This is a genomic window from Salinibacter sp. 10B (assembly GCF_002954405.1).
Taxonomy (GTDB): Bacteria; Bacteroidota; Rhodothermia; order Rhodothermales; family Salinibacteraceae; genus Salinibacter.
The window spans coordinates 2552753-2573143 of sequence record NZ_MQWC01000004.1 but is presented as its reverse complement, the minus strand read 5'-3'; the positions used below and the strand labels follow the sequence as shown (position 1 = coordinate 2573143).

Below are 20391 nucleotides of genomic sequence, written 5' to 3'. Positions count from 1 at the left end.
AGTATCCGGATGTCCTCACACGTGCATTGAATGACCTCCGAGCTTCCAACTTTCCAACCGTTCGACTTTCAACGCTATCGCTGCTCCTCCTGCGCCTCCCGCGCCCGCTCCATGAGCTTTCCAAAGAAGCCCTTTTCGGCCTCCTCTCCCGAACTCCTCCCGTTCGTGAGATTGCCATCCTCGTCTTTTTCCTTCTCCAGCTGCATGTTGATCCACTTCTGCTGCGCCGCCGTCATGATGTTGTAGAAGAGGTAGTACAGGCTTAGGGCCGACGCGAACCGGTTGAAGATGAAGAAGATGACCGCCGGCATCGCATACATGAACATCTTGGCCTGCCCGCCACTGCTGGGCGTGGACTGCACGCGCATCGTGACGATCATGGCGAGGCCCATCAGCAGCGTGAAGCCCGCTACGTAGTCGCCATAGAACGGAATTTCAAAAGGCAGCTGCAGAATCTTGTCCGGCGCCGACAGGTCGGTTGCCCAGAGGAAGCTCTTCTGCCGCAGCTGGATGGACTTCGGAATAAACTGGTAGAGCGAAATCAGAATCGGGTACTGCAAGAACATCGGCAGACAGCCCCCGAGCGGGTTCACGCCCGTCTCGCGGTAGAGCTTCATCATCTCCTCCTGCTGCTTCTGCGGATCGTCGTCGTACTTGTCCCGCAGCTCCTCCATCTTCGGCTGCAGCTCCCGCATCTGCGCCATGCTGCGGTAGGACGACTTGGTGAGCGGATAGACCACCGTCTTGATGAGGACGGCCATCAGGATGACGACAATGCCGTATGGGAGGCCCTGCCCAAACCAGCCCGGCAATCCCCACGATGAAATCGTGGCCTCCGGAAGCCCCCCTCCGAGGTAGGTGAGCATCGGGATGTAGATCCACTTCGCCAGTGGCTTGGTCATCCACTCGAACCAATCCCACCCATAATCGACCATCGCGTAGAGCTCCCGCTCGTAGTCGGCCAGGTTGTAGTAGTCGATCGGGCCGGCGTAGAGGTGAAACTGGTCCACGTGCGACTCGCCCTGCGGACGCGGCATGCGGAAATGCCCCGTAAGCTCCTTGAAGTCCGCGGCACTGGTGGCCCGCCCGACCTTGTCGCCGATGAGGGTCGCCCCTTTCACCGCGTCCGGACTGTCGGGCATCAGGGCAGCGGTGAAGTACTTGTTCTTGACGGCCATCCACGAGACAGCCCCACTCAGCCGCGTCTCGCCGTGGTCCCCGTCCGATAGGGTGACGCTTTCGAGCGTCTCGCCGCTGTAGGCAAAGAGACCCGTGTACTGCAGCTCGTCCTCCTCCCCGCCCTCCGAGTACGGCATGCCGCCGTGCCACGTCAGGTCGTAGCCCTCGTCCGTCACGAAGCTCGCCGGGTTCTCCTGCTGAACGGCAAGACCGAGGTCGTAATCGTCCGGATGAAACGTGTAGGTCTGACGGAGGGTGCCCTCCCCCAGCGCGGCCTCGAAGGTGACCGACACCGGCTCGTCCTGCACGCGCATCGTGTCCGCATCGGTATCGGCAGAAAAGTAGAGGGAGCGGGTGTCGACCTTTTTGCCCGTCGGCGTGCGGAAGGACAGGGAGAGCGTCCCGCCTGCCGTGGTGTCCACAATCTGAACGGGGTCGACCTGATTGAACTGGTCGTACTCCTTGAGGGTAAAGCGGTGGAGCGTACCACCCTTAGTGTTGAGGACCGCCGTGTAGAGGTCCGTCTCGACGACGATGCGCCGGGCCGTTCCCTGCAACGCTCCAGCCGTAATCGAATCCGCAGCCGGCGCCTCCGGCGGGGTCGACTCCGTCGTCGCGGCCGACGGCTGCGTCTCCGCCGTGGCCGTTTGTCCTGTATCGGTTGGCGTCTCTTGCGTGTCCGGCGCAGCGGCCGTCTGCTGAGACGTGTCCGCCGGCCCCGATGCCTGCTGGAGCTGGGGCTGCGGACTGAAGAAGAACATGTACCCAAACATGATCACCGCTACCAGGACGGTCGCGATGATGACGTTGCGCTGATCTTCCGGCGCCGGTTGGTTGCGAAGGGGAGAAGCCACGGGGGCAAGGGGATTGGTGAATGCAGTCGAACACCCGCTGCGAACGACGACCGGTATGGTCGTCCGATAGAGGCAGGCTCAACGGGGCAATACGCACGGCCCCCGTCAACGTGCCCCCGCGCATTTTAAAAAGAGGTGGGAATTGAATAGAAACCAGTCGAGCGGGGACTGACTGGCGACGGGACCGGTTACGCTCTGAACGGACGGAGCGGCCCCCAAAGAAGAAGCGGGAGGGGTGAGAGGCGAAGAGCGCGTTTCAAGAACCCTCTTCTGGAATGGGCTCAAAGCGGGACGCGACCTGCTGCATCGCTCTCGGGAGGTCCTGTTCGATGCACTCGTCGGCCTGTGCGGGCGCGCCGCGGAAAAGAATCATGACGATGAGGGCCTCAGACCGACGTAGGAAAAGGTCTACCAGGGTGTGCTGATGCACCCGGTAGACCTCTCGCAATAAACGCCGGACGCGGTTGCGCTCAACGCCGCTGTCGACGCGGCGTCCCGGCGCAAACCCGACCTGGAGAGGCACGTCGTGGCCGATGGCCTCGCGGTCCACGACGCGGTAGAGAAGACGGACGCAGCCGACGGCCACCGTGTCCACATCGTCGCGGCTCCGGTCGAAGAGCGAACGGATGAGCCGCCGTCGCTTCAGCCGGTGCGACCTCGGAAAGGTATATCGCCGTTCCGAATCGTCCTGATCAGGTCGGTCAGACACAAGGATTTGGGTGGGTAGACCCGTGCCAGCGGAGGCTCGGCCTAACGATCTGGGAAAGGCAAAACCTCACTGCTCCCACGCGCCCATGTCCCCGTTCTCTCCTAAGCTTACACAGGCTTACCGGAGTCTTCGTCGCTCACGGAGAGCTTGTCACGGCCCTTCTTGCGGCGCCGCTTGATGATCTCACGGCCTTCCTTCGTCTTCATGCGCTCAAGGAAGCCGTGCTTCTTTTTGCGCTTCTTGTCGCTGGGCTGGTAGGTGCGCTTCGGCATAGCAGCGGTACGGATTGGTGTCGTTCAGTGTACGCAACGGGGTCTAACGACGGCCTCGGGCCGATGTTTTGCGTTTTGCGCCCCCTCTGCAAAGACAGCGTCAATTTGGCACGGTGCGCGTGGAAGCATGGATGCTTTGGATGTGCGGAGGCCCCGTTCCTTGATGCTGTCAGCGGTTCCCCGCTTCGATGGGCGAAAGGAGAAAGCGAGAGGCGAGGGAGCGCTGACCGTACCAATGGAGTGGGTTCCACTCGGGGGCTCGTCATAGAAGAACACAACGGAAGAAGGGATCTACACTCAACCTCGGGGACGTCACGGCCTATCGCCCCTCTCCCTTCTCTTCTCTCCTCACCACCCACCGGAGGGAGCCAACCTGTCCGGAACCGGCGTCCTTGTTCTGCATAGAGCAACGGTGCAAAACGAAAAGCGGGAGTAGCTCAGTTGGCAGAGCATCAGCTTCCCATGCTGAAGGTCGCGGGTTCGATCCCCGTCTCCCGCTCTTTTCCAGTGTCGAATTCGGAAGTGCGAGTGGCGAATGATCGGCCAACCCCGGCTGCCATTCTCGATCCCACTCGTCTCATTCGAAATTCGCACTTCGACACTCGCCATTGCCGGGGCGGTTAGCTCAGCGGTTTAGAGCACCTGCCTTACAAGCAGGAAGTCGCTGGTTCAAATCCAGCACCGCCCACTCCCCTTCCCTCGTAAGCCCCTGCTCAGCAGGGGTTTGCGTATTTGCATTTTCTTTGGCTGACGGAGCACAGTTCCCGCACGTCAGACCAGCCATTCTCAGCACCCCCTCAAGCGGGTCTCGACCTCCCTTCCAAGGCCAGTTGTCCTCCGTAGCCCCTCGCTCCGGCGGGATGACTCTCCCCTCTTCGGAACGCTGATCAACGGTAGGTCTCTTTCCCCGACCACGACCTGCTATTTGTTTCGATCTCGGGCCTTCCTTGTTATCTTGCCCGACAGTCGATGCCAGTCCCACCGCCCCGGTTCCGAATGCACGTCTCAGACGAGCTGGAAGACTTCAAATCCCTCCTGCGTGACCTTTTTCAATTCGACGTTGCCGACCTCGATTTCGGGGTCTACCGGATCCTGAACGAAAAGCGTGACGAAATCAATCAGTTCATCGAAGAGGATCTCGTTGAAGGGGTGCAGCACGAACTGGAGGCCTTCGAGGACCGGAAGACCGAGGAGCTCCGACAAGCTGTTGCAGAGGCCGAAAAGGAAGTACGCGAGTCCCTTTCTGACGACGCTATCAAGCCCGATGGATCCGTCAGGGAGGAGTATCAGAATCTGGACGTTGCGGAGGAGTACGCCGAAGCGCGGGAAGCGCTAGCGGACGCGTCCCTCACTGCAGAGACCAAGCGGCGGGTGTACGACGACCTCACTCGCTTCTTTCGACGATACTACGATGAGGGAGACTTCGTTGCCCAGCGGCGGTTTTCGAGCCGCGATTCGACGTACTATGTCCCGTACGACGGCGAAGAGGTCGTCCTCCATTGGGCCAACCGCGACCAGTACTACGTCAAAACCACCGAGCACTTCCGGGACTACCGGTTCCACACCCGAGGGGTCGACGTGCACTTCAAATTGGTGGATGCGGATGTGCCGCAGGATAACGTCAAAGCAGGCGATGCTCAGCACTTCGTGTTGGAGGGCTCTTCCCCCATCGAGGCCGGTGCTGAATCGGGGGCGTGCGTGATCCGCTTCTCGTATCGCCCGTTGACTGAGAAGGAAGATGAGCACCTTCTTTCCGTCTACAATGAGGCCACGGGCAAGAGCCGAAAAACCAGTGATCGAAAGACGATTGTCCGTGCAACGGCGGAACAGCTTCTCGACTCGATCGACGACGCAGGGCTTCTAGCGAAGCTTCAGGAGCCTGAAGACGGTGCTGACCGCAGCCCTTTACTCCGTCACCTCAATCGGTTTACAGCCCGTCATACGGCGGACTATTTCGTACACAAGGATCTGGAGGGATTCCTCCGAGATCAACTCGATTTCTTCCTTCAAAACGAGGTTCTTGAGCCTAAAAATTTACTGGACGCCTCCGATCATAGCCGGGACCATCAGATTGGGCGGGCGAAAGCGGTGGAAAAGATCGGTGATCGTATCATTACGTTCCTCGCTCAGATCGAGGACTTCCAGAAGCGGCTCTTCGAGAAGAAGAAATTCGTGGTCGACACCGGCTATTGCGTCACTCTTGACCACGTGCCGGACGGGCTCCACGACACGATCCTCGACAACGACGACCAGTGTGATGAGTGGCGCGAGCTGTACGCCGTAGAGGAGTGGGAGGGCGGCCTGTTTACGCAGGGCTACGAGGATGGCGATTTCACGCCCGCCTTCGTGGAGACCCATCCACACGCTGTGATCGACACGCGGCACTTCGATCAAGAATTTGAAGACCGCCTGCTGGCGCATCTGTCAGACGTAACCGACGGCGGCCTCACCGAGGCCGTAGACGGCCTGTGTGTCCAGGGCGAGAATTTCCAGGCCCTCAACCTTCTGGAAGAGCGATTCCGCAACCGGGTCGACTGCGTGTATATTGACCCTCCCTACAACTCGCAGTCAACCGAGATCCTCTACAAGAATGCCTACAAGCACTCCTCCTGGCTCTCGATGATGAACGACCGCCTCCGGGCAGGTCGAGAGCTACTGACGAATGATGGGATTACCATCGTCGCCATTGACGACAACGAACAAGAGCGCCTCGGGCTGCTCCTTCGCCGCGCCTTCCCGGGCCGAGATCAGACGTGTGTGACGGTGGAGCACAACCCCCGGGGCATCCAAGGGGACAATTTTTCCTACACCCACGAGTACGCGTACTTCCTTTTCCCCCAGGAGGGACGCCACATCCGTCAACAGCAGATCGACGAAGAGAAGTGGGAGTACTCGAACCTCCGAAACTGGGGCGGTGAATCCCGTCGCGAGGATGGACGGAATTGCTTCTACCCCATCATAGTTAAGAACGGGGAGATTGAAGAGTTGGGGGACGTGCCGCCCGACGATTTTCACCCGGATCGTCGGGTCGAGGAGACAGATTCGGGCAAAAAGAAAGTCTGGCCGATCGATCAAGAAGGGGTGGAACGGAAGTGGCGCTATAAGGCCGACTCGCTTCGCGACGTAATCGACACGGTGCGTGTACGTGAGATCCGGGGCAATATGGAAATCGAGATTGCCCGATCTCGGGAAACGCCGCGAACAGTTTGGTCGGGTGCTCGCTATGATGCCGGCACACACGGTTCGCGCCTCCTGTCCGGCATAATGGGAAAAGAAAACATGCCGGACGACCCAGTCTTCCCGAAATCGATTCACACCGTCGAGGACTGTCTGGACGTGTCCATCGATACGTCTGAGAGCGGGCACACGGTCGTCGACTACTTTGCGGGCAGCGGGACGACGGCGCACTCGCTCATGCGGCTCGACGACGAACACGGCGGCGACAACTCGTACGTGCTCGTGGAAATGGGTGATTACTTCGACACGCTCCTCCTCCCTCGCCTGAAGAAAGCCGCGTTCAGCGACAACTGGAAAGAGGGAATCCCCCAGGACACATCGGGCCGAAGCCACGTCCTCCAATACCACCGGCTGGAATCCTACGAGGATGCCCTCAACAACATCCAGCTTTCGTCCCCAGATGTCCAGCGGTCTCTGACCGACCAGTTTGAGGACTACACCCTCCGGTACCTCCTTCCCACCGAAGCTGCTGGAAGTCAAACGTTGCTCCAACCCGACGCCTTCAAGCGTCCGTTCGACTACACGCTACAGATCCAGCACGGCATGGAAAGTCCCTCCGCCCGCGAGGTGGACCTGGAGGCGACGTTCAACTATCTGATCGGTCTGGACGTCGACGCACGCCGCGTCTACGAACACCAGGACCGCCGCTACGTGGTGCTCACCGGCAGTGTCGAAAAGAAACAGTCTATTGACACCGTTATGGTCGTGTGGCGCAACCAAGCGGATCTGAACCTGGACGCCGAAAAGACGTGGGCGGCCGACACGCTGCCGGACGGTCCGTTCGATGCAGTATACGTGAACGGCCCGAGTCACATCTACGGCAAGGCCGAGCCCCTCGAAATTGAATTCAAACGCCGCATGGACCCCGCCGCGGGATAACCCTCTCCTGCTCCTTCTTCGCTCCCGCGCCCACGCTCTCTACGCCCACATGCCGAGATGCCCTCCGACTCCTTTAGCAAATTCCAGAAGCGGCTCGTCCTTGCGGCGTACTTCCGAAACCTCTTCGGGGTGGCTGACCCGGAGGATACGAGCGCAATCCAGCGGTATCACGAACGCCTGCGACAGACCAAGGAGGGATTCCATCAGGACGGGACCTCTCACCTCGTCAAGGCACTGCAACAGCGTGAAGGGATCCGACTGAGCGACGCGCAGCTCGTCCGGTACGACGAGCGGCTTCGCGAGCACACCGCTTCGATCAACGAGCGGCGGGACGAGAGCATTACCTGGCGCTACTTCCAGCACCTGGCGGGGCTGATGACCGAGCACTACCTGCACCGCCTGAAGCACGATGCGAAGGGCCTGGCCGCATCGATCAACGAGTTTGCCGCCCGTCAGAATGAGGACCGGACGTACATCACGTACCCGACGGTGGACCCCGGCCAGCTCAACAAGATTGCCCTCTGGATGGCCACTGGGAGCGGAAAGACGCTCCTCATGCACCTGCACTACTATCAGTATCGGCACCACTTTGGCGACGCGATCGACCACATCCTTCTCGTGACGCCGAACGAGGGACTCACGGACCAGCACATGGCCGAGCTGCGCCGGAGCGGCATCGGCTGCCGGTACTACCTGGACCTCGTAGAGGAAGGCCAATCCGTACCGCCGGAACACGTGAAGGTCCTTGAGATCTCCAAGCTCGTGAACGAGAAGACCGACGAGGGCGTGCGGGTGGAGGTCGACGCTTTCGAGGGCAACAACCTGGTGTTCGTCGACGAGGGGCACAAGGGCGCGAGCTCAACCGCCGGGACGTGGCGGGACCTCCGGTCACGACTCGCAGACGGCGGCTTCACCTTCGAGTACAGCGCCACGTTCGGACAGGCCGTCAGCGGATCGACGCCCGCCTCCGTGAAGGACGAATACGGCACGTCGATCCTGTTTGACTACTCGTATCAGCGCTTCTACGAAGACGGATACGGAAAGGACTACAACATCCTCAACCTCGACACCAACGCCGATGAGGCATTGGAAGAGGACGACGACCTGACCAATCGGTATCTGTTGGCCAACCTGCTCACATTTTACGAACAGCAGGTGGTGTTCAACCGGGATGAGCGGCGCCTCCGCGAGGAGTACAACCTCCGGAAACCCCTTCTCATGTTTATCGGACACAGCGTCACGGGCGGACGAAATGTCTCGGACCTGAGCACGAACGATCGCCGGAGCGTGACGGACATTCAGCGTCTCGTCGCATTCCTCAACCGTGTGCTTACGGACACCGACTGGGCCACCCGTGCGGTCCGAGACTTGCTGTCGGACGAGGGTACGCTGGAAATTGCCGGGCAAGATCTGTTCGCCGACGAATTTGACGTTCTTCGTTCGACGGGGTGCAGCGCGGAGGACATTCTAGGAGATCTCCGCGATCGGCTGTTTCACGCGTCCGGTGGCACGGGCCTTCGCCTTTCTGACCTCAAAAATACCGACGGAGAGATCGGGCTCCGGGCGGGGGATTCCGATCAATTCTTCGGGGTCATTGACGTGGGCAACAAGCGGGGCTTCCTCAATCTGACCGAAGAGGAATTCCCGAAGATCGGGATCGAAGAATCGGAGTTTGAAGGGTCGCTCTTCAAGCGCATCAACCAGAGCCGGTCGGACATCAATGTCCTTTTAGGCGCGAAGAAGTTTATCGAAGGGTGGAGCAGCTGGCGCGTCTCCACGATGGGCCTCATGAACATCGGGCGGGGCGAAGGCCCGCAGATTATCCAGCTGTTTGGACGGGGCGTCCGTCTTCTCGGGAAGGATCGGAGCTTGAAGCGCTCTAGTGTCCTGGAAGGGTCGCACCCGCGCCACCTTCCGACCCTCGAAACGCTAAACATTTTCGGGGTCCGGGCCGACTACATGGCGGACTTCCGCGACTACCTCGCAGATGAAGGGATTGAGACGGACGATCGAGAGATCGTCCGGTTTGAAACGCAGGTCGACGACCGGTTCAGTGGCGCCGGCCTTCAGCTTCTCCGCCCGAGCGAGACGGAATCGTTCGAGGACGTGGAGGACCTCACACTCACACCGGAGGTGGTCGATTCAAGCGACATCACGCCGGAGATCGACTTGACCCGAAAGATCGAGGTCCTCTCCTCCACGAACGGGACCAGCGATCTGAGCGATGGAGCCCCAGCCGGGACCTCGTCGGACACCGAAGAGCGCCGCACGATCGGCTCCGACCTCATTGCATTGCTCGACTGGCCTCGCATCTACCGAACCCTCTGGCGGTACCGGGAGAAGGAAGGGTATACGAACCTCACGTTCGGGCAAGACGTCCTAAAACGGGTGATCGAAACGGAGCAGTACGACCTGTACTGTCCCGTAGAGATGCTCGAATGCACTCGGTTCGATGAGTTGGGCCGCATTGAGTCCATTGTCCTCCGCATCCTGCGAACGTACATTACAGAGTACTACTCCAGCCAAAAGCAGGAGTGGAAACGCGAAACTCTGCAATACGAGGAGCTCAACGAAGAGGACGACAACTTGATTGAGGTCGTTGAGGCCCGAGTAGAAGAGTCCGCTGACGCGTTCTTGAACGAGCTTCTTGATCGACTGGAAAGGGTGGAGTCCGGCGATCAGGAAGAAATCCTCTTTAGGGGCGACGAACACCTGTACACGGAGGAGAGTGGGAAACCAGATCGGGTCTACTTCGACAAGCACCTCTATCATCCGCTCGTCACGCAGGACGAGCCGGTTCAGTACAGTCCTCCAGCCCTGAATGCGGGGGAAACACAATTTATTGAGCACTTCCGCTCGTTTCTCGGAAGCGCGCAGGGACGCGAGTTTATGGGCGAGAACCGAAAGCTCTACGTCTTGCGCAATCAGACGCGGGGAACGGGCGTCGGCTTTCAGATGCAGAATGGCGGACGATTCTTCCCCGACTTCATTCTGTGGCTGCTGGACGCTCCCCTCCAGCACATCATCTTCGTCGACCCGAAGGGCCTGGACGTCGGCGTCGGGAATATCGATGTGGAGCCGAAAGTCCAGTTTTGTCAGAACATCGAGGACTACCAGGAGACCCTCAATGCTCGGGCGAGCCGGGACGACATTCGGTTGCACAGCTTCATCGCGTCGGTCACCAACTTCCACGTCCTCAAGGAAAAGCAGGCCCTCGACACCCGGGCAGCTTTCGAGGACCGGAAGATCTACTTTCTGGAAGACGGGGCGACGGCCGTTCAGAAAATGCTCCGGGACAGCGTGGAGACTCCCGCCCGCTGATCCGCGCCCGATTACGACCTCGGGAAGGGAGGGCTGCGTCCCCCTTGCCTCCAGCGGCAGCGTCCCCCCTTCCGCTCAGAATGCCCCTCATTCGAGTTTACTTCCCATCCTGCGCTGCCATGTCCGCCGTGCAGAACTGCTCGAACCCGGGCACCGTGCCCTCGAAGATGTTTGCGAAGTAGTCGGTCGTCTCGATAGCATAGTACATCACACACTGCTCGTTTGTGCAGTGCGGACCGTGGCCGTCGTCTCGGTGTCCTTCCTGCATCGGCGTGCCATTGTCCACCAGTCCCAGGATGTGGCCGAATTCGTGCCGAAACACCGTGGCCTCCACCTTCTCTCGCGAGGGCTGGGTCAGCCCGCCCGAAATCTCCCGGATCGTCTTGCCAAAGAAGGCCGTGGACGTGTTGTAGTAGGCGATCCCGACCACATTTCCTTCGTCGAACGTACCGTCGAGAATGAGGATGTACGCCCAGAGAGCATCGTCCTGCGCCTGCGTGTAGTGGTCTCGGTGCTCTTCTTCCAGCCCCCGAACCTCATCGGCGGTGTAGCTGTCCTGTCCCGCCGCCGGGACGCGCGTAGGGGCCTCAATGGTGATGCTGGATTTGCTCAGGTGGTCCGCCAGCGCTGTCTTGAGGCTGTCGAGGCCTCCTTCGGTCGGCTCGTAGCCCTCCATGTAGTCGACCTCTACGTTGAGTACCGAAAACGAGGCATTGTCCAGAAAAGCCTGAGCAGACGCCCCCGGAGCCGCTTCACTGTTGAACGACGCCGTTCCTCCTTCGTCATCGCCCGATTCAGGGCCCGTAGGAGTCGTAGCATCGGAGCATCCGTACAGTAGCAGCGCCACGCCGATGCATGCCACCGTGCGCAATACAAAGGAAAAAGCCCGCATGTCGAATCGGGAATCGAAGAACAAGCCGACGAACCGCGCCGCGCCTCCGACGCGTCTTTGCGCGGCAAGGACAATTGAAGGAGCGGCCCTGTGCCTGCGGTACCGCCCTCAGAGCCGATCGTTGCGCCCCCCGGTGCACAGGACGCTGAACGGCGGCACCGCCCGGATCGACTGGTGCGGCCCGTCTGTTTACCGTCCCAATCATTCGTTTCCTCTTTGCAGTTCGGGTCCGCCATGCGCCGCTTCTTCGACCGCCTCGACGCCAACCGTCACCTCGTGCTCGACGCCGTTCGGGTGTACCTCGGGGCCGGGCTCTTCTTCCGAGGACTTGCCCTCCTCCTCACCGACACGGGCCTGCAGCAATTCACTGCCGGCGCCGCCCCCTCCCTGACCACGTCCGGCATTCTGATCTACGTCACGGCCGCTCACCTCGTCGGGGGCGCGCTTCTCACCGTGGGCCTCTACACGCGCCTGGCCGCCCTCGTGCAGCTGCCCGTGCTGGCCGGCGCCGTACTCGTGGTGCACTGGCAGGACGGCCTCCTGTCGGCCAACCAGTCGCTGGAGTTCTCCGCCCTGGTGCTCTTTCTGCTCGGGCTCGTCTTCCTGTTCGGCGGCGGGCGCTGGTCGCTCGACGCGCGGCGACGCGCCTCGTCCGGACCCGCACGCGAAACGATGGAGGAGCCCACGAGCGCCTAAGGAGCGCCCCCGACCTGGTTCGAGCGAATGTTTTCTGCAATGCTATACGGCATTGGTCTCGGCCGGTATGCGAGAAAAAGAAGGGTTCTCGACTCCGGTCGAACAGACGATATTCCCCCAACGAGGGAAAGGCCCCTCATTCCGCCCGCTGCAGACGGCAGTTATGATCGCAATGCAGGAAGGGCCTCCGACTGAGGGACGAAGTTGAGGGCGAGGCCGTTGTTGCAGTAGCGCAGGCCCGTCGGCTCCGGCCCATCTTCGAACACGTGGCCCTGGTGCCCGCCGCACCGCACGCAGTGGTACTCCGTGCGCGGGTAGCCAAGCTTCATGTCCTTCTTCGTCTCAATGCGCCCCTCCAGCGGCGCCCAAAAGCTGGGCCAACCCGTTCCGCTCTCGTACTTCGTCTTTGAGGAAAAGAGCGGGAGGTAGCAGGCCGCACAGATATACGTCCCCGTGCGCGTCTCCTCCAGGAGAGGACTGGAGCGGCGCGGCTCGGTGCCGGCCTCGAACAGGATGCGATAGGCGTCGTCGTCGAGAATTGCCTTCCACTCCTCTTTGGACTTGTCGAGGGGCAGAATGTCGGAACGCCGCTCGTGCACGTCGAGGGTGTCAGTGTCCACTGCCGACGGGGTGGGGGTGGAGCGGCTCCGGCTGCAGGCAGAAAGGGCGATCGGCGCAACCGACGCCCAGGCCAAATGCTTTAGAAACGAGGCTCGGTCCATCATAGCGCAGAGAAAATCGGGAGAGCGAAAATAGGTGGCTACTCCCGTCTTAGTGGTCGCGCTGCTCGAATCGTTTCAGTCACGATGCGACAATGCTGGAAGATCGAGAGGTCCGGGACCGACGGAGAGAGAAGGAGGAGAGAAAAGGACCCGCAAGACATAGAAAAAGCCCCCCGGCACTTGCCAGGCGGCAAAACTCTATTTTTCATCATCACGTCCGTTACCAGTATAACAAAACGACCCCCGGGGTACGGTTAAACTTAGGGTGATAATACTGTAACGACAGAGACGAAACCATTCGGTCAGGGCTTGACCGAAGCGCTATTGGGGACCTCTCGGCAATTCCCTGCTACTTCTCTCCCTCCAGCGGCTGGAGTCGAGCTTCAATCTCCTCCCGTTGCGGCTCCAGCGACGGTGGAAGCCACCGTACCGGCAGCCGCTTCTTCCACCGGGAATGGGGCTCCAGTGTCCGTCGCAATTTCCGATGAGAATGTCCCCAGCTCACGGGTGTATACCGACTCAAAGTAGTGGCGATCAATGACCGGGGACGGAATTGGACCGGCGCTGGAGATGCGGTCGTGCCACCAACGAATCGTGTCGCTGTCGGGGTACGGAGAGCAACATGATGAACCCCGCCTCTTCCAAGTCTTTCTCGCTCCCCCTCTGCACGCTCAATGACGTGCATTTCCCCCCCCACCGGGCCCCGTCAAACACCGTCGCCGTGGCCAGAGGGGTGGGTACAGCGCAAGGGATTCGTCCTCTGTCTTCCCTGGCTCGACCTCATAGGATCCCGCCTCCCGAAAGCCGAAGACCTCCGTCATCGCCTGCCGGGGAGCATCTTGATCGGCCACAGTGACTTCGACCGGCCCGAGCCCACGGATGGCATGGTCTACCGGCACAGGCCCCTCCGCCTCCCCACGCCCACCTCCACCAAGAAAAAACGAGACCGAAATAAAAAAAGCGCTGCCCGACCCCGTCGGGAGCAGCGCTTTGCAAACTTTTATTCTATACTGTTAACACCAGTATACAAAAAAGCATTCCCGGGAACACTTAAACAAAACGAAATGATGAGGTGAATCGCCCCTACTGAATGCGGGAGGACCGATCACGGGGATCAGCAGCAGTGCGCCAGTCCCCCCACCGTCAGCCGCACTGTCCCCCTTTTCCAAACAGTACGTACCCAAATCCCCCCGCAAAAACAGCGTGCAAGGCCCCTCCGATTGCGTACACAACTGCATTCGAGCTGGCCAGCACCTGCTTCGACAATGTAATTGCAATCATGACAAACAGGACAAAGTTGCCCAATGCCACGGGTCGGCTATACACTCCTCCGATGAGGTTCCCACGTGCCATCCAATTGAGCATCCCAACCCCTAAGTACATTGCCCCGACCATGTTCGCTAGTACCAACGACACCTCATCGGGCGTCGCCCCAAGAGCCGTCAATATTTCTCGCGGGAAAAAAGAAATGGTAATCCCGAAAAACCCAAGAAAGATACCACTCGTAGACATGAAAAGCTTCGTATTCATCGGATTACAGAACGTGGTCTAGTGAAGAAAGAGGAGATGACGTACACTGCTTGATCCCCACCAAACTGCCCTTGCGGTTGTCGTTATCGTCGTTTTCTTCTACGTTCGATGCGCTGTCCCTCAACCAAACGTCTCTTGATTTATGCCTAATCAGTCGTCTCTATCCCCGGGCCAGGCACTGGGCCGCTGGGTAGTACACGTTCTCATTTTCATTCTGGCGGGCGGGATGGCTGCCGGTGGCTCCGCCCTAGTATACGAATCCATCAGTAGTGCGGAGAACCCGTTGGGTCTCTACGGGGTCATCTTCGCGGCCGGCGGTCTCATTGCGTACCGACTTGCGGAACGGGTGATGGAGGCCGATACATCCCCCTGACGACACGTCCCTCGTTCTATCAAAGGGGGTTAGCCCGACTGAGCGCCCGCTCCGGCCTCCTTCGGAACCGGCTCTTCTTCATCGGAAGACGGGGACGAATGGGTCGCCGCCCCATTCTGAAAAATGCAGCGGTCGGTGTGAAACCGGACCGTGAAGCAGGTCCCTTCGCCCGGTTCCGTTTCCACTTCAATCTCCCCGTCCATTCCCTCTACGAGCCGCTTGGTAATGGCCAGTCCCAGCCCACTGCCTTCGTCTCGTCCATCTTCCCCGGGGGCCTGCACAAACGGCTCGAAGAGGTTGGGCAGAAGGTCCTCCTCAATGCCCTTTCCGGTATCGTCCACCGTTAACTCGGCCCCCTCCTCGGAGGCCCGCAGACGCACATCCACCCGTCCCCCCTGCGGCGTATACTTGATGGCATTGCTCACGAGATTATCCAGAATCCGCCCGGTGGCGCCAGGATCGAGACAGGCGTGCAACTCCTCCGGGGCGTCCATGTGAAGCGTAAGGTCCTTGTCCTCAGCCTGCGGTTGCAGAAGCTCCACCGTGCGTTTGACCTCCGTTGCGAGATCCAGCTCTTCGGGCTCGAACTCGACGGCCCCCACCTCCAGCTTGGAGAGACGCAACACAGAGTTGAGCACATCTTTGAGCCGAGTGCTGCTCTCCCGAATGAGGCGCGCAAAGCGAGCGTAGTCCTCCTCCACCTCCTCTTCGAGCACCTCCGAGAAGCCAATGACACTCGTGAGGGGAGTGCGAATCTCGTGGCTCATGTTGGCGAGAAAGGCCGATTTCAATCGGTTGGCCTGTTCGGCGTCCTCTCGCGCCCGTTCGGCCTCTTGCCGCGCCTCCTCGGCCGTGTCCCGGGCCTCGACGAGGTCGCGTTCGCGGGCCTTCCGTTCCGAAATGTCGCGGGTCGTGATGACAAGCTCGCGCCGGGCGCCCTCTCCCTCCAGCTCTTTGCCCACCGACTCCACCCAAAGATATCCGCGGTGCTTGGTCCGGATGCGAAATTCGGCACGAGGCCGGTGTCCCCGAGCAAGCGCCCGTTGGACGGCCTGCTTGGTCGGCTCCCGGTCGTCTGGATGAACGTAGTCGATCGCCCGCTCGCCGGTCAGCTCGTCGGGCTCATAGCCGAGCAGGTTCTTCACCGAGGGCGACACGTACAGAAGCGTGGTCGACGGATCCAGATGCGTGACCACGTCGGTCACATTCTCGGCCAGCAGCCGGTACCGCGCCTCCTGCCGCCGCAACTCTGCCTCCGCCTCCTTTCGCGCACTGATGTCCTGCCCCACCCCGATGAGGCGATAGGTCCCTCCCAGGTTCACCCGTATCCCCGTAAGCAACATTGGAATCGTCTCGCCCTCCTCGCCCACAAACTCGGCCTCTACGGTGGATGTCCCCCGGGTGAGGGCGCGCGTGACCGCTACGATGACGTTCTGCCGATCGTCGCCTTCAAAGAAGCGGTAGAGCCGACGCCCAAACAGATTCTCAGACTCATGTCCGGACAGGTCGGAAAACCGGGCATTCCAGTACTGAATACGCCCGCTCTGATCAAGCACGAAAAACACAGCGGGCAAGAGGTCAAGGGCCGCGTTGGCAAGCTCCGGCGAGAGCAGTCCCTTGACGCGATGACGCGACCACCAGAACCCGGCGTCCAGGATTCCGGCAACAACGACCGCAAGCCCGGCAATCCACCAGGGCAGCCCAAACGGCACCATTCCGATCAGCAGAAGGGCCACAATCGTCGCCCGGAGACGCCGTGCATACTGCGCGGCGATCTGGCTCTGGTCGACGGCATGGCCGGTTTCAGTCGGCGAAAACATGATCGGGGCGTTGCCTAGGGGCGCAGGGCAACGGTTGTAGAGAGATGCGGACCGGTTCGAATCGAACCGTTCAAATTAGGAAACGCATGGTATATACCGGACCAAATACGTTAAGGTTCGGTGTAGACGACCATCATAGCGGCCGCAAGAATGAGACCAACGAAGAAAAAGAGAACCGGCCATTGCCTTAAAACAACGAAAGACTACGGTCTCCACCCTCGGTCCGCTGGCACTATTCTTTAGAAAAGACGACAGCATGTCCCAAACACAACACTCATTTTTCCGATCGTACAGCCCGGCCCAACGCCCTCCTTCCATCAAAGATTGTGAAAAGAGTGGGTCAATACAACGATTCTCTCCTGTTGGAGGGCTCGTGACGGAATATGGGATCGGTCGGTGCCATCCGGACGCCCATTTCTATCATCGGTCCTTGTCGCTCCAGATCGGTGTCGGCAGACGAGGCACGTCCCGAACGGAGGAGACGATCCGGCCGCGGCAATGTGCGATCCACTTTAGCGAGGCTCTCGATTGGTGCCGCCAGACGTGAACATCAACGGGCTCGCCGCTCATCCTCTGCCGGTCGGGACCGGCAATTCCGAAACGCCCGAAACAAAATGCCCCCTACGCTGAACGCCGTCGCAGGCGTATTTCCCTTTCGCCCCCGGCCCCAGCCTTACTCTTCCCCCTCTGCTTCACTGTCCTCCTCCTTCGACTGCACGTAGAGATCGGTTACCAGCGACGCCAGCAGCTCGGGACGCTCCTCGGAAAGCTCTTGTACCAACGGCACAAACTCCTCGACGTCATCGCGGGGATACCCGTCCTCTTCGTAGCGCTCCTCCAGCAGTTCGGTGGCCGTGCGGTGAGGATCCTCGGGCAGCTCCGCCTTTTCGATGTCGATGTCGTAGGTGTTGGCCATCCGCTTGAGCTCGAACTCGTCCTCATGCGTGGCGAGAACGATGGTCGTGCCCGTTTTCCCGGCGCGCGCCGTGCGCCCAGAGCGGTGAATGATGTATTCGTGGTCCTGTGGGACGTCGTAGATGAAGACGTGGCTGAGATCAGACACGTCAATGCCGCGTGCCGCAACGTCCGTCGCAACGAGGAGACGGAGTTCTCCTTCTCGAAGCCGATCGAGCGCCTTCTCTCGGTCTCGCTGAGAAAGGTCGCCGGACATTTGATCCACGTCGTAGCCCTTGTTGCTAAGGAAGCGGTCGAGGTAGCGCACCTCCCGCTTCGTGTTGGCAAAGATAAGGGCCGACTCCGGCTCTTCCATCTCCAGCAGCCGCTCCAGTGTCCGATCCTTCTCCATCGGAGTCACCAAATAGTAGCGGTACTTAATCTCATCGACGCTCACCTTGTCGCTGCTGAGCGATAGGAAGCCGGGATCGTCGAGAAACTCGCGGGCCACCGATCGCACCTTCGGGGGCATCGTGGCGCTATACATGTGCGACTCCCGGTTCTGCGGAAGGTAATCCACGATGTCTTTCATGTCCGGATAGAAACCCATCGACAGCATCTCGTCGGCCTCGTCGAGCACGAGCATCCGGATGGTAGAGGCGTCGAAGTTGTTTTTCTTGAGGTGGTCGAGCACGCGGCCCGGCGTGCCGATTACGGCCTGCGCTCCCTTTTCCAGGGCCTCGATTTGTGGCCCATAGCCGACGCCTCCGTAGATGAGAGCCGCCTCCAGTCGATTGGTCTGGGGCGTAGCGATCTTCATCCGCTCAAACTCCTCGTGGATCTGGCGGGCCAGCTCGCGCGTGGGCGTGAGAATCAGGACCTGCTGCTCCTTCTTGTCGGGATTGAGCAGCTGAAAGAGGGGTAACAGGAAGGCCCCGGTTTTTCCCGAGCCCGTATGCGACTGTACGATGAGGTCGCGCCCTTCCAGAATGTAGGGAAGGGCCTTGCGCTGCACCTCCATGAGATCGTCCCATCCCGCCGCCCGCATGGCCTGATCAATTTCTTCGGGCAGTTGGTCGACCGTGATCTCGTCGAGCGGGGGATCCGGCTCGCGCAGCCCACTATCCATCTTTTCGCGCCGCTCTTTCTCCTGCGCTTTCGAAGTAAGGTCGATGACGTTCGTGTACGGACTCTCCGAGATATCAGGGGCCATCAGCCAGGCGTCTGAGTTCCAAGTTCAATACAGCAAGAGCAGGTGGGCACCCAGCACGGGAGGGGCGTGGGCGGAAGGACTGCCCGTTCATACGCGCTGGAAGAGTGCTACGAACGCAGTGCCCGAACGATCCTCTTTCATTCTTCGAATTTCGCGTGTCGGGCCCGCCTGTTTTGAGGATGTTTACATCGACAGTCCTCCATTTACGTGAAGGACGTGACCGGTAATGTAGTCGGCGGCCGGAGAAGCAAGAAAAAGCACCGACTTGGCAATTTCGCTGGGGTCAGCGAGCCGATCGAGAGGAACGGCGTCAAGAATGCTGTCGCGGGTGTCGTCGTCGAGCTCGTCGGTCATGTCGGTCTGTACGTAGCCGGGCGCCACGACGTTCACGTTCACGTCTCGGCTGCCGAGCTCTTTGGCGAGACTCTTCGAAAAGCCCACGACACCGGCCTTGGACGCAGCATAGTTGGTCTGGCCGGCATTTCCAGTGGTGCCCACCACGGAGGAGATGTTTATGATCGAGCCTCCGCTGCGCATCATGGGCCGGTAGGCCGCCTTCGAGAAGTTGAAGACCCCTTTGAGGTTCGTATCGAGAACGGCGTCCCAGTCTTCCTCCTCGAGGCGCAGCATGAGCCCATCTCGCGTGATGCCGGCATTGTTGACCAGGACGTCGAGCGTGTCCCAGCGGTCGAGCACCGCGTCCACGTGCGACTGTGCCACGTCGAAGTCGGCCACGTCCCCCTGTAGGGAAAAGGCCTCAGTGCCCTGCTCTTCAAGCTCCTCCACCAGCGCTTCGGCTTCGGCAGCAGACGAGCGGTACGTGAACGCGACACGGGCTCCGGCCTCTGCAAATTTTTGCACGATGGCGCGCCCAATGCCCCGGGTCCCGCCCGTTACGAGAACAGTCGTGCCGTCGAAATCAACGGTCATGGATAAGACGAATCGGTTCTGTTGACGGAAAAAAGAGTGAGTATGGCGATGTGTGGAACGCGTCCTCCCTCCGAGCGGCAACGGATTGTTCGGGACGCCGCCGCCCGAGACGGACCTCTGACTCCCCCTCCGCTTCCCATGTCCAACTGAACCGAACACGCCTGCCGGTTCGGTTGATGGTCAGCACCACACGAGTAGCATCCTCCAAAATGTCGGTCCCGTCGACGGTGCGGGCAAAATAGAAGATATTCCGGCGATAGAGCGAACGCCCGTCGCCCTGCAGGAGAAAGGCCTCCCGGAGCGGCCCATTCGACTCCTCCACCGGGCGGTACGGCTCTCCATCGATCACAAGCTCGACCCGTGACCCCGGACCCGCTACGAGCGTACTGCCATCAGACTGAAACCAGTACAGGTCGATTTGAATGGCGTTCTGGTACTCTTTCGTCCGTTCCTTCAGCAACTGTCGGGCCCGCTCTTTGGTCAGCGACGAGAATCCGATTTCCGCTTCGAGGGAGGCGAGGGCAATCTCTTTGCTCCGCAGCGTCGCATAGCTGTAGGTTCGCTGGCTTGCCCTTGTGTCCAGGCTTTGGAACGTGCAGGACCACTTTCGATGGAGCGCTTCGTAGCTTCCCTCAACGTTCGCCTGGAGCGTATTTTCGTTCTCTGTAATTGAAAAGGACCGAAGCGAGTCCGGATGATGATCGACTGACCGAGTCGTCGGCAGATATCTCTCTGCAATGTCGCCCGGATTAAGGCTGTAGGTCCCTCCGCCGGCACAGCCGCTGAGGAGTGCAAACAGAGGCAACAGGAGAACGACGAAAAGCCGAGACCGCGGGAGAGACGGAACCATGACAGGAGGAGAATGGGCAC

Annotated in this window: 14 protein-coding genes and 2 tRNA genes; 6 read left to right on the top strand and 10 right to left on the bottom strand. The window is 60.2% G+C overall.

Translation table 11 applies throughout. The annotated features are described in order from the left end of the window. Positions 1–74: 74 nt before the first annotated feature. From yidC to rpmH, 3 genes are all read right to left on the bottom strand, one after another. Positions 75–2033, bottom strand: coding sequence for a membrane protein insertase YidC (gene yidC, locus BSZ35_RS10605; protein ID WP_105012408.1), 1959 nt, complete (start codon positions 2031–2033; stop codon positions 75–77). A gap of 256 nt (positions 2034–2289) precedes the next feature. Beyond that, positions 2290–2742 (bottom strand): ribonuclease P protein component, encoded by a 453-nt coding sequence (locus BSZ35_RS10600; protein ID WP_105012407.1) that lies wholly within the window; start codon positions 2740–2742, stop codon positions 2290–2292. A gap of 107 nt (positions 2743–2849) precedes the next feature. Further along, positions 2850–3014: a 50S ribosomal protein L34 gene (gene rpmH, locus BSZ35_RS10595; RefSeq protein ID WP_105012406.1), complete on the bottom strand. Its 165-nt coding sequence runs from the start codon at positions 3012–3014 to the stop codon at positions 2850–2852. 426 nt (positions 3015–3440) lie between these two features. Between rpmH and BSZ35_RS10590 the strand changes: the two genes are divergently transcribed. From BSZ35_RS10590 to BSZ35_RS10575, 4 genes are all read left to right on the top strand, one after another. Next, positions 3441–3513, top strand: a tRNA-Gly gene (locus tag BSZ35_RS10590). Between the two features lie 115 nt (positions 3514–3628). After that, positions 3629–3702 (top strand) — tRNA-Val (locus BSZ35_RS10585). Between the two features lie 308 nt (positions 3703–4010). Then, positions 4011–7130: a site-specific DNA-methyltransferase gene (locus BSZ35_RS10580; protein WP_181149288.1), complete on the top strand. Its 3120-nt coding sequence runs from the start codon at positions 4011–4013 to the stop codon at positions 7128–7130. A gap of 57 nt (positions 7131–7187) precedes the next feature. After that, positions 7188–10451: a DEAD/DEAH box helicase family protein gene (locus tag BSZ35_RS10575; protein ID WP_105012404.1), complete on the top strand. Its 3264-nt coding sequence runs from the start codon at positions 7188–7190 to the stop codon at positions 10449–10451. Between the two features lie 97 nt (positions 10452–10548). Here the strand turns inward: BSZ35_RS10575 and BSZ35_RS10570 are convergent, their stop codons facing one another. After that, positions 10549–11343, bottom strand: a complete 795-nt coding sequence (locus BSZ35_RS10570; protein WP_105012403.1) for a hypothetical protein — start codon at positions 11341–11343, stop codon at positions 10549–10551. Positions 11344–11559: 216 nt separating this feature from the next. Here BSZ35_RS10570 and BSZ35_RS10565 point away from each other — a divergent pair, with 216 nt between their 5' ends. Continuing rightward, positions 11560–12039, top strand: a complete 480-nt coding sequence (locus BSZ35_RS10565; RefSeq protein WP_181149287.1) for a DoxX family protein — start codon at positions 11560–11562, stop codon at positions 12037–12039. A 161-nt stretch (positions 12040–12200) separates the two neighbouring features. Here the strand turns inward: BSZ35_RS10565 and msrB are convergent, their stop codons facing one another. After that, positions 12201–12761, bottom strand: coding sequence for a peptide-methionine (R)-S-oxide reductase MsrB (msrB, locus tag BSZ35_RS10560; RefSeq protein ID WP_105013813.1), 561 nt, complete (start codon positions 12759–12761; stop codon positions 12201–12203). Positions 12762–13904: 1143 nt separating this feature from the next. After that, positions 13905–14273 carry a hypothetical protein gene (locus BSZ35_RS10555; RefSeq protein ID WP_146110054.1) on the bottom strand — a complete coding sequence of 123 codons (369 nt, stop codon included), beginning with the start codon at positions 14271–14273 and terminating at the stop codon, positions 13905–13907. 160 nt (positions 14274–14433) lie between these two features. Between BSZ35_RS10555 and BSZ35_RS10550 the strand changes: the two genes are divergently transcribed. After that, a complete protein-coding gene (locus BSZ35_RS10550; protein WP_105012400.1) occupies positions 14434–14664 on the top strand; it encodes a hypothetical protein in 231 nt (76 codons plus the stop codon). A gap of 29 nt (positions 14665–14693) precedes the next feature. On the opposite strand, the gene BSZ35_RS10545 is transcribed toward BSZ35_RS10550, so the two are convergent. The 4 genes from BSZ35_RS10545 to BSZ35_RS10530 all read right to left on the bottom strand — a co-directional run bounded on the left by BSZ35_RS10545 (position 14694) and on the right by BSZ35_RS10530 (position 20371). Further along, a complete protein-coding gene (locus BSZ35_RS10545; protein ID WP_105012399.1) occupies positions 14694–16484 on the bottom strand; it encodes a PAS domain S-box protein in 1791 nt (596 codons plus the stop codon). 673 nt (positions 16485–17157) lie between these two features. After that, positions 17158–18591 (bottom strand): DEAD/DEAH box helicase, encoded by a 1434-nt coding sequence (locus BSZ35_RS10540; protein WP_105012398.1) that lies wholly within the window; start codon positions 18589–18591, stop codon positions 17158–17160. A 183-nt stretch (positions 18592–18774) separates the two neighbouring features. Next, entirely contained in the window at positions 18775–19521 is a 747-nt protein-coding gene (gene fabG, locus BSZ35_RS10535; RefSeq protein WP_105012397.1) for a 3-oxoacyl-[acyl-carrier-protein] reductase, read from the bottom strand. Then, positions 19511–20371 carry a hypothetical protein gene (locus BSZ35_RS10530; RefSeq protein ID WP_105012396.1) on the bottom strand — a complete coding sequence of 287 codons (861 nt, stop codon included), beginning with the start codon at positions 20369–20371 and terminating at the stop codon, positions 19511–19513. The genes fabG and BSZ35_RS10530 overlap by 11 nt, the downstream gene beginning before the upstream one ends. Between the last annotated feature and the right edge of the window lie 20 nt (positions 20372–20391).

Excerpts from the sequence above, each read along its gene's own strand:
- BSZ35_RS10575 (WP_105012404.1), top strand. The coding sequence starts at position 7,188 with ATGCCCTCCGACTCCTTTAGCAAATTCCAGAAGCGGCTCGTCCTTGCG.
- msrB (WP_105013813.1), bottom strand. The coding sequence starts at position 12,761 with ATGGACCGAGCCTCGTTTCTAAAGCATTTGGCCTGGGCGTCGGTTGCG.
- BSZ35_RS10545 (WP_105012399.1), bottom strand. The coding sequence starts at position 16,484 with ATGTTTTCGCCGACTGAAACCGGCCATGCCGTCGACCAGAGCCAGATC.
- rpmH (WP_105012406.1), bottom strand. The coding sequence starts at position 3,014 with ATGCCGAAGCGCACCTACCAGCCCAGCGACAAGAAGCGCAAAAAGAAG.
- fabG (WP_105012397.1), bottom strand. The coding sequence starts at position 19,521 with ATGACCGTTGATTTCGACGGCACGACTGTTCTCGTAACGGGCGGGACC.
- BSZ35_RS10550 (WP_105012400.1), top strand. The coding sequence starts at position 14,434 with ATGCCTAATCAGTCGTCTCTATCCCCGGGCCAGGCACTGGGCCGCTGG.
- BSZ35_RS10570 (WP_105012403.1), bottom strand. The coding sequence starts at position 11,343 with ATGCGGGCTTTTTCCTTTGTATTGCGCACGGTGGCATGCATCGGCGTG.
- BSZ35_RS10555 (WP_146110054.1), bottom strand. The coding sequence starts at position 14,273 with ATGTCTACGAGTGGTATCTTTCTTGGGTTTTTCGGGATTACCATTTCT.
- BSZ35_RS10530 (WP_105012396.1), bottom strand. The coding sequence starts at position 20,371 with ATGGTTCCGTCTCTCCCGCGGTCTCGGCTTTTCGTCGTTCTCCTGTTG.
- BSZ35_RS10540 (WP_105012398.1), bottom strand. The coding sequence starts at position 18,591 with ATGGCCCCTGATATCTCGGAGAGTCCGTACACGAACGTCATCGACCTT.
- BSZ35_RS10580 (WP_181149288.1), top strand. The coding sequence starts at position 4,011 with ATGCACGTCTCAGACGAGCTGGAAGACTTCAAATCCCTCCTGCGTGAC.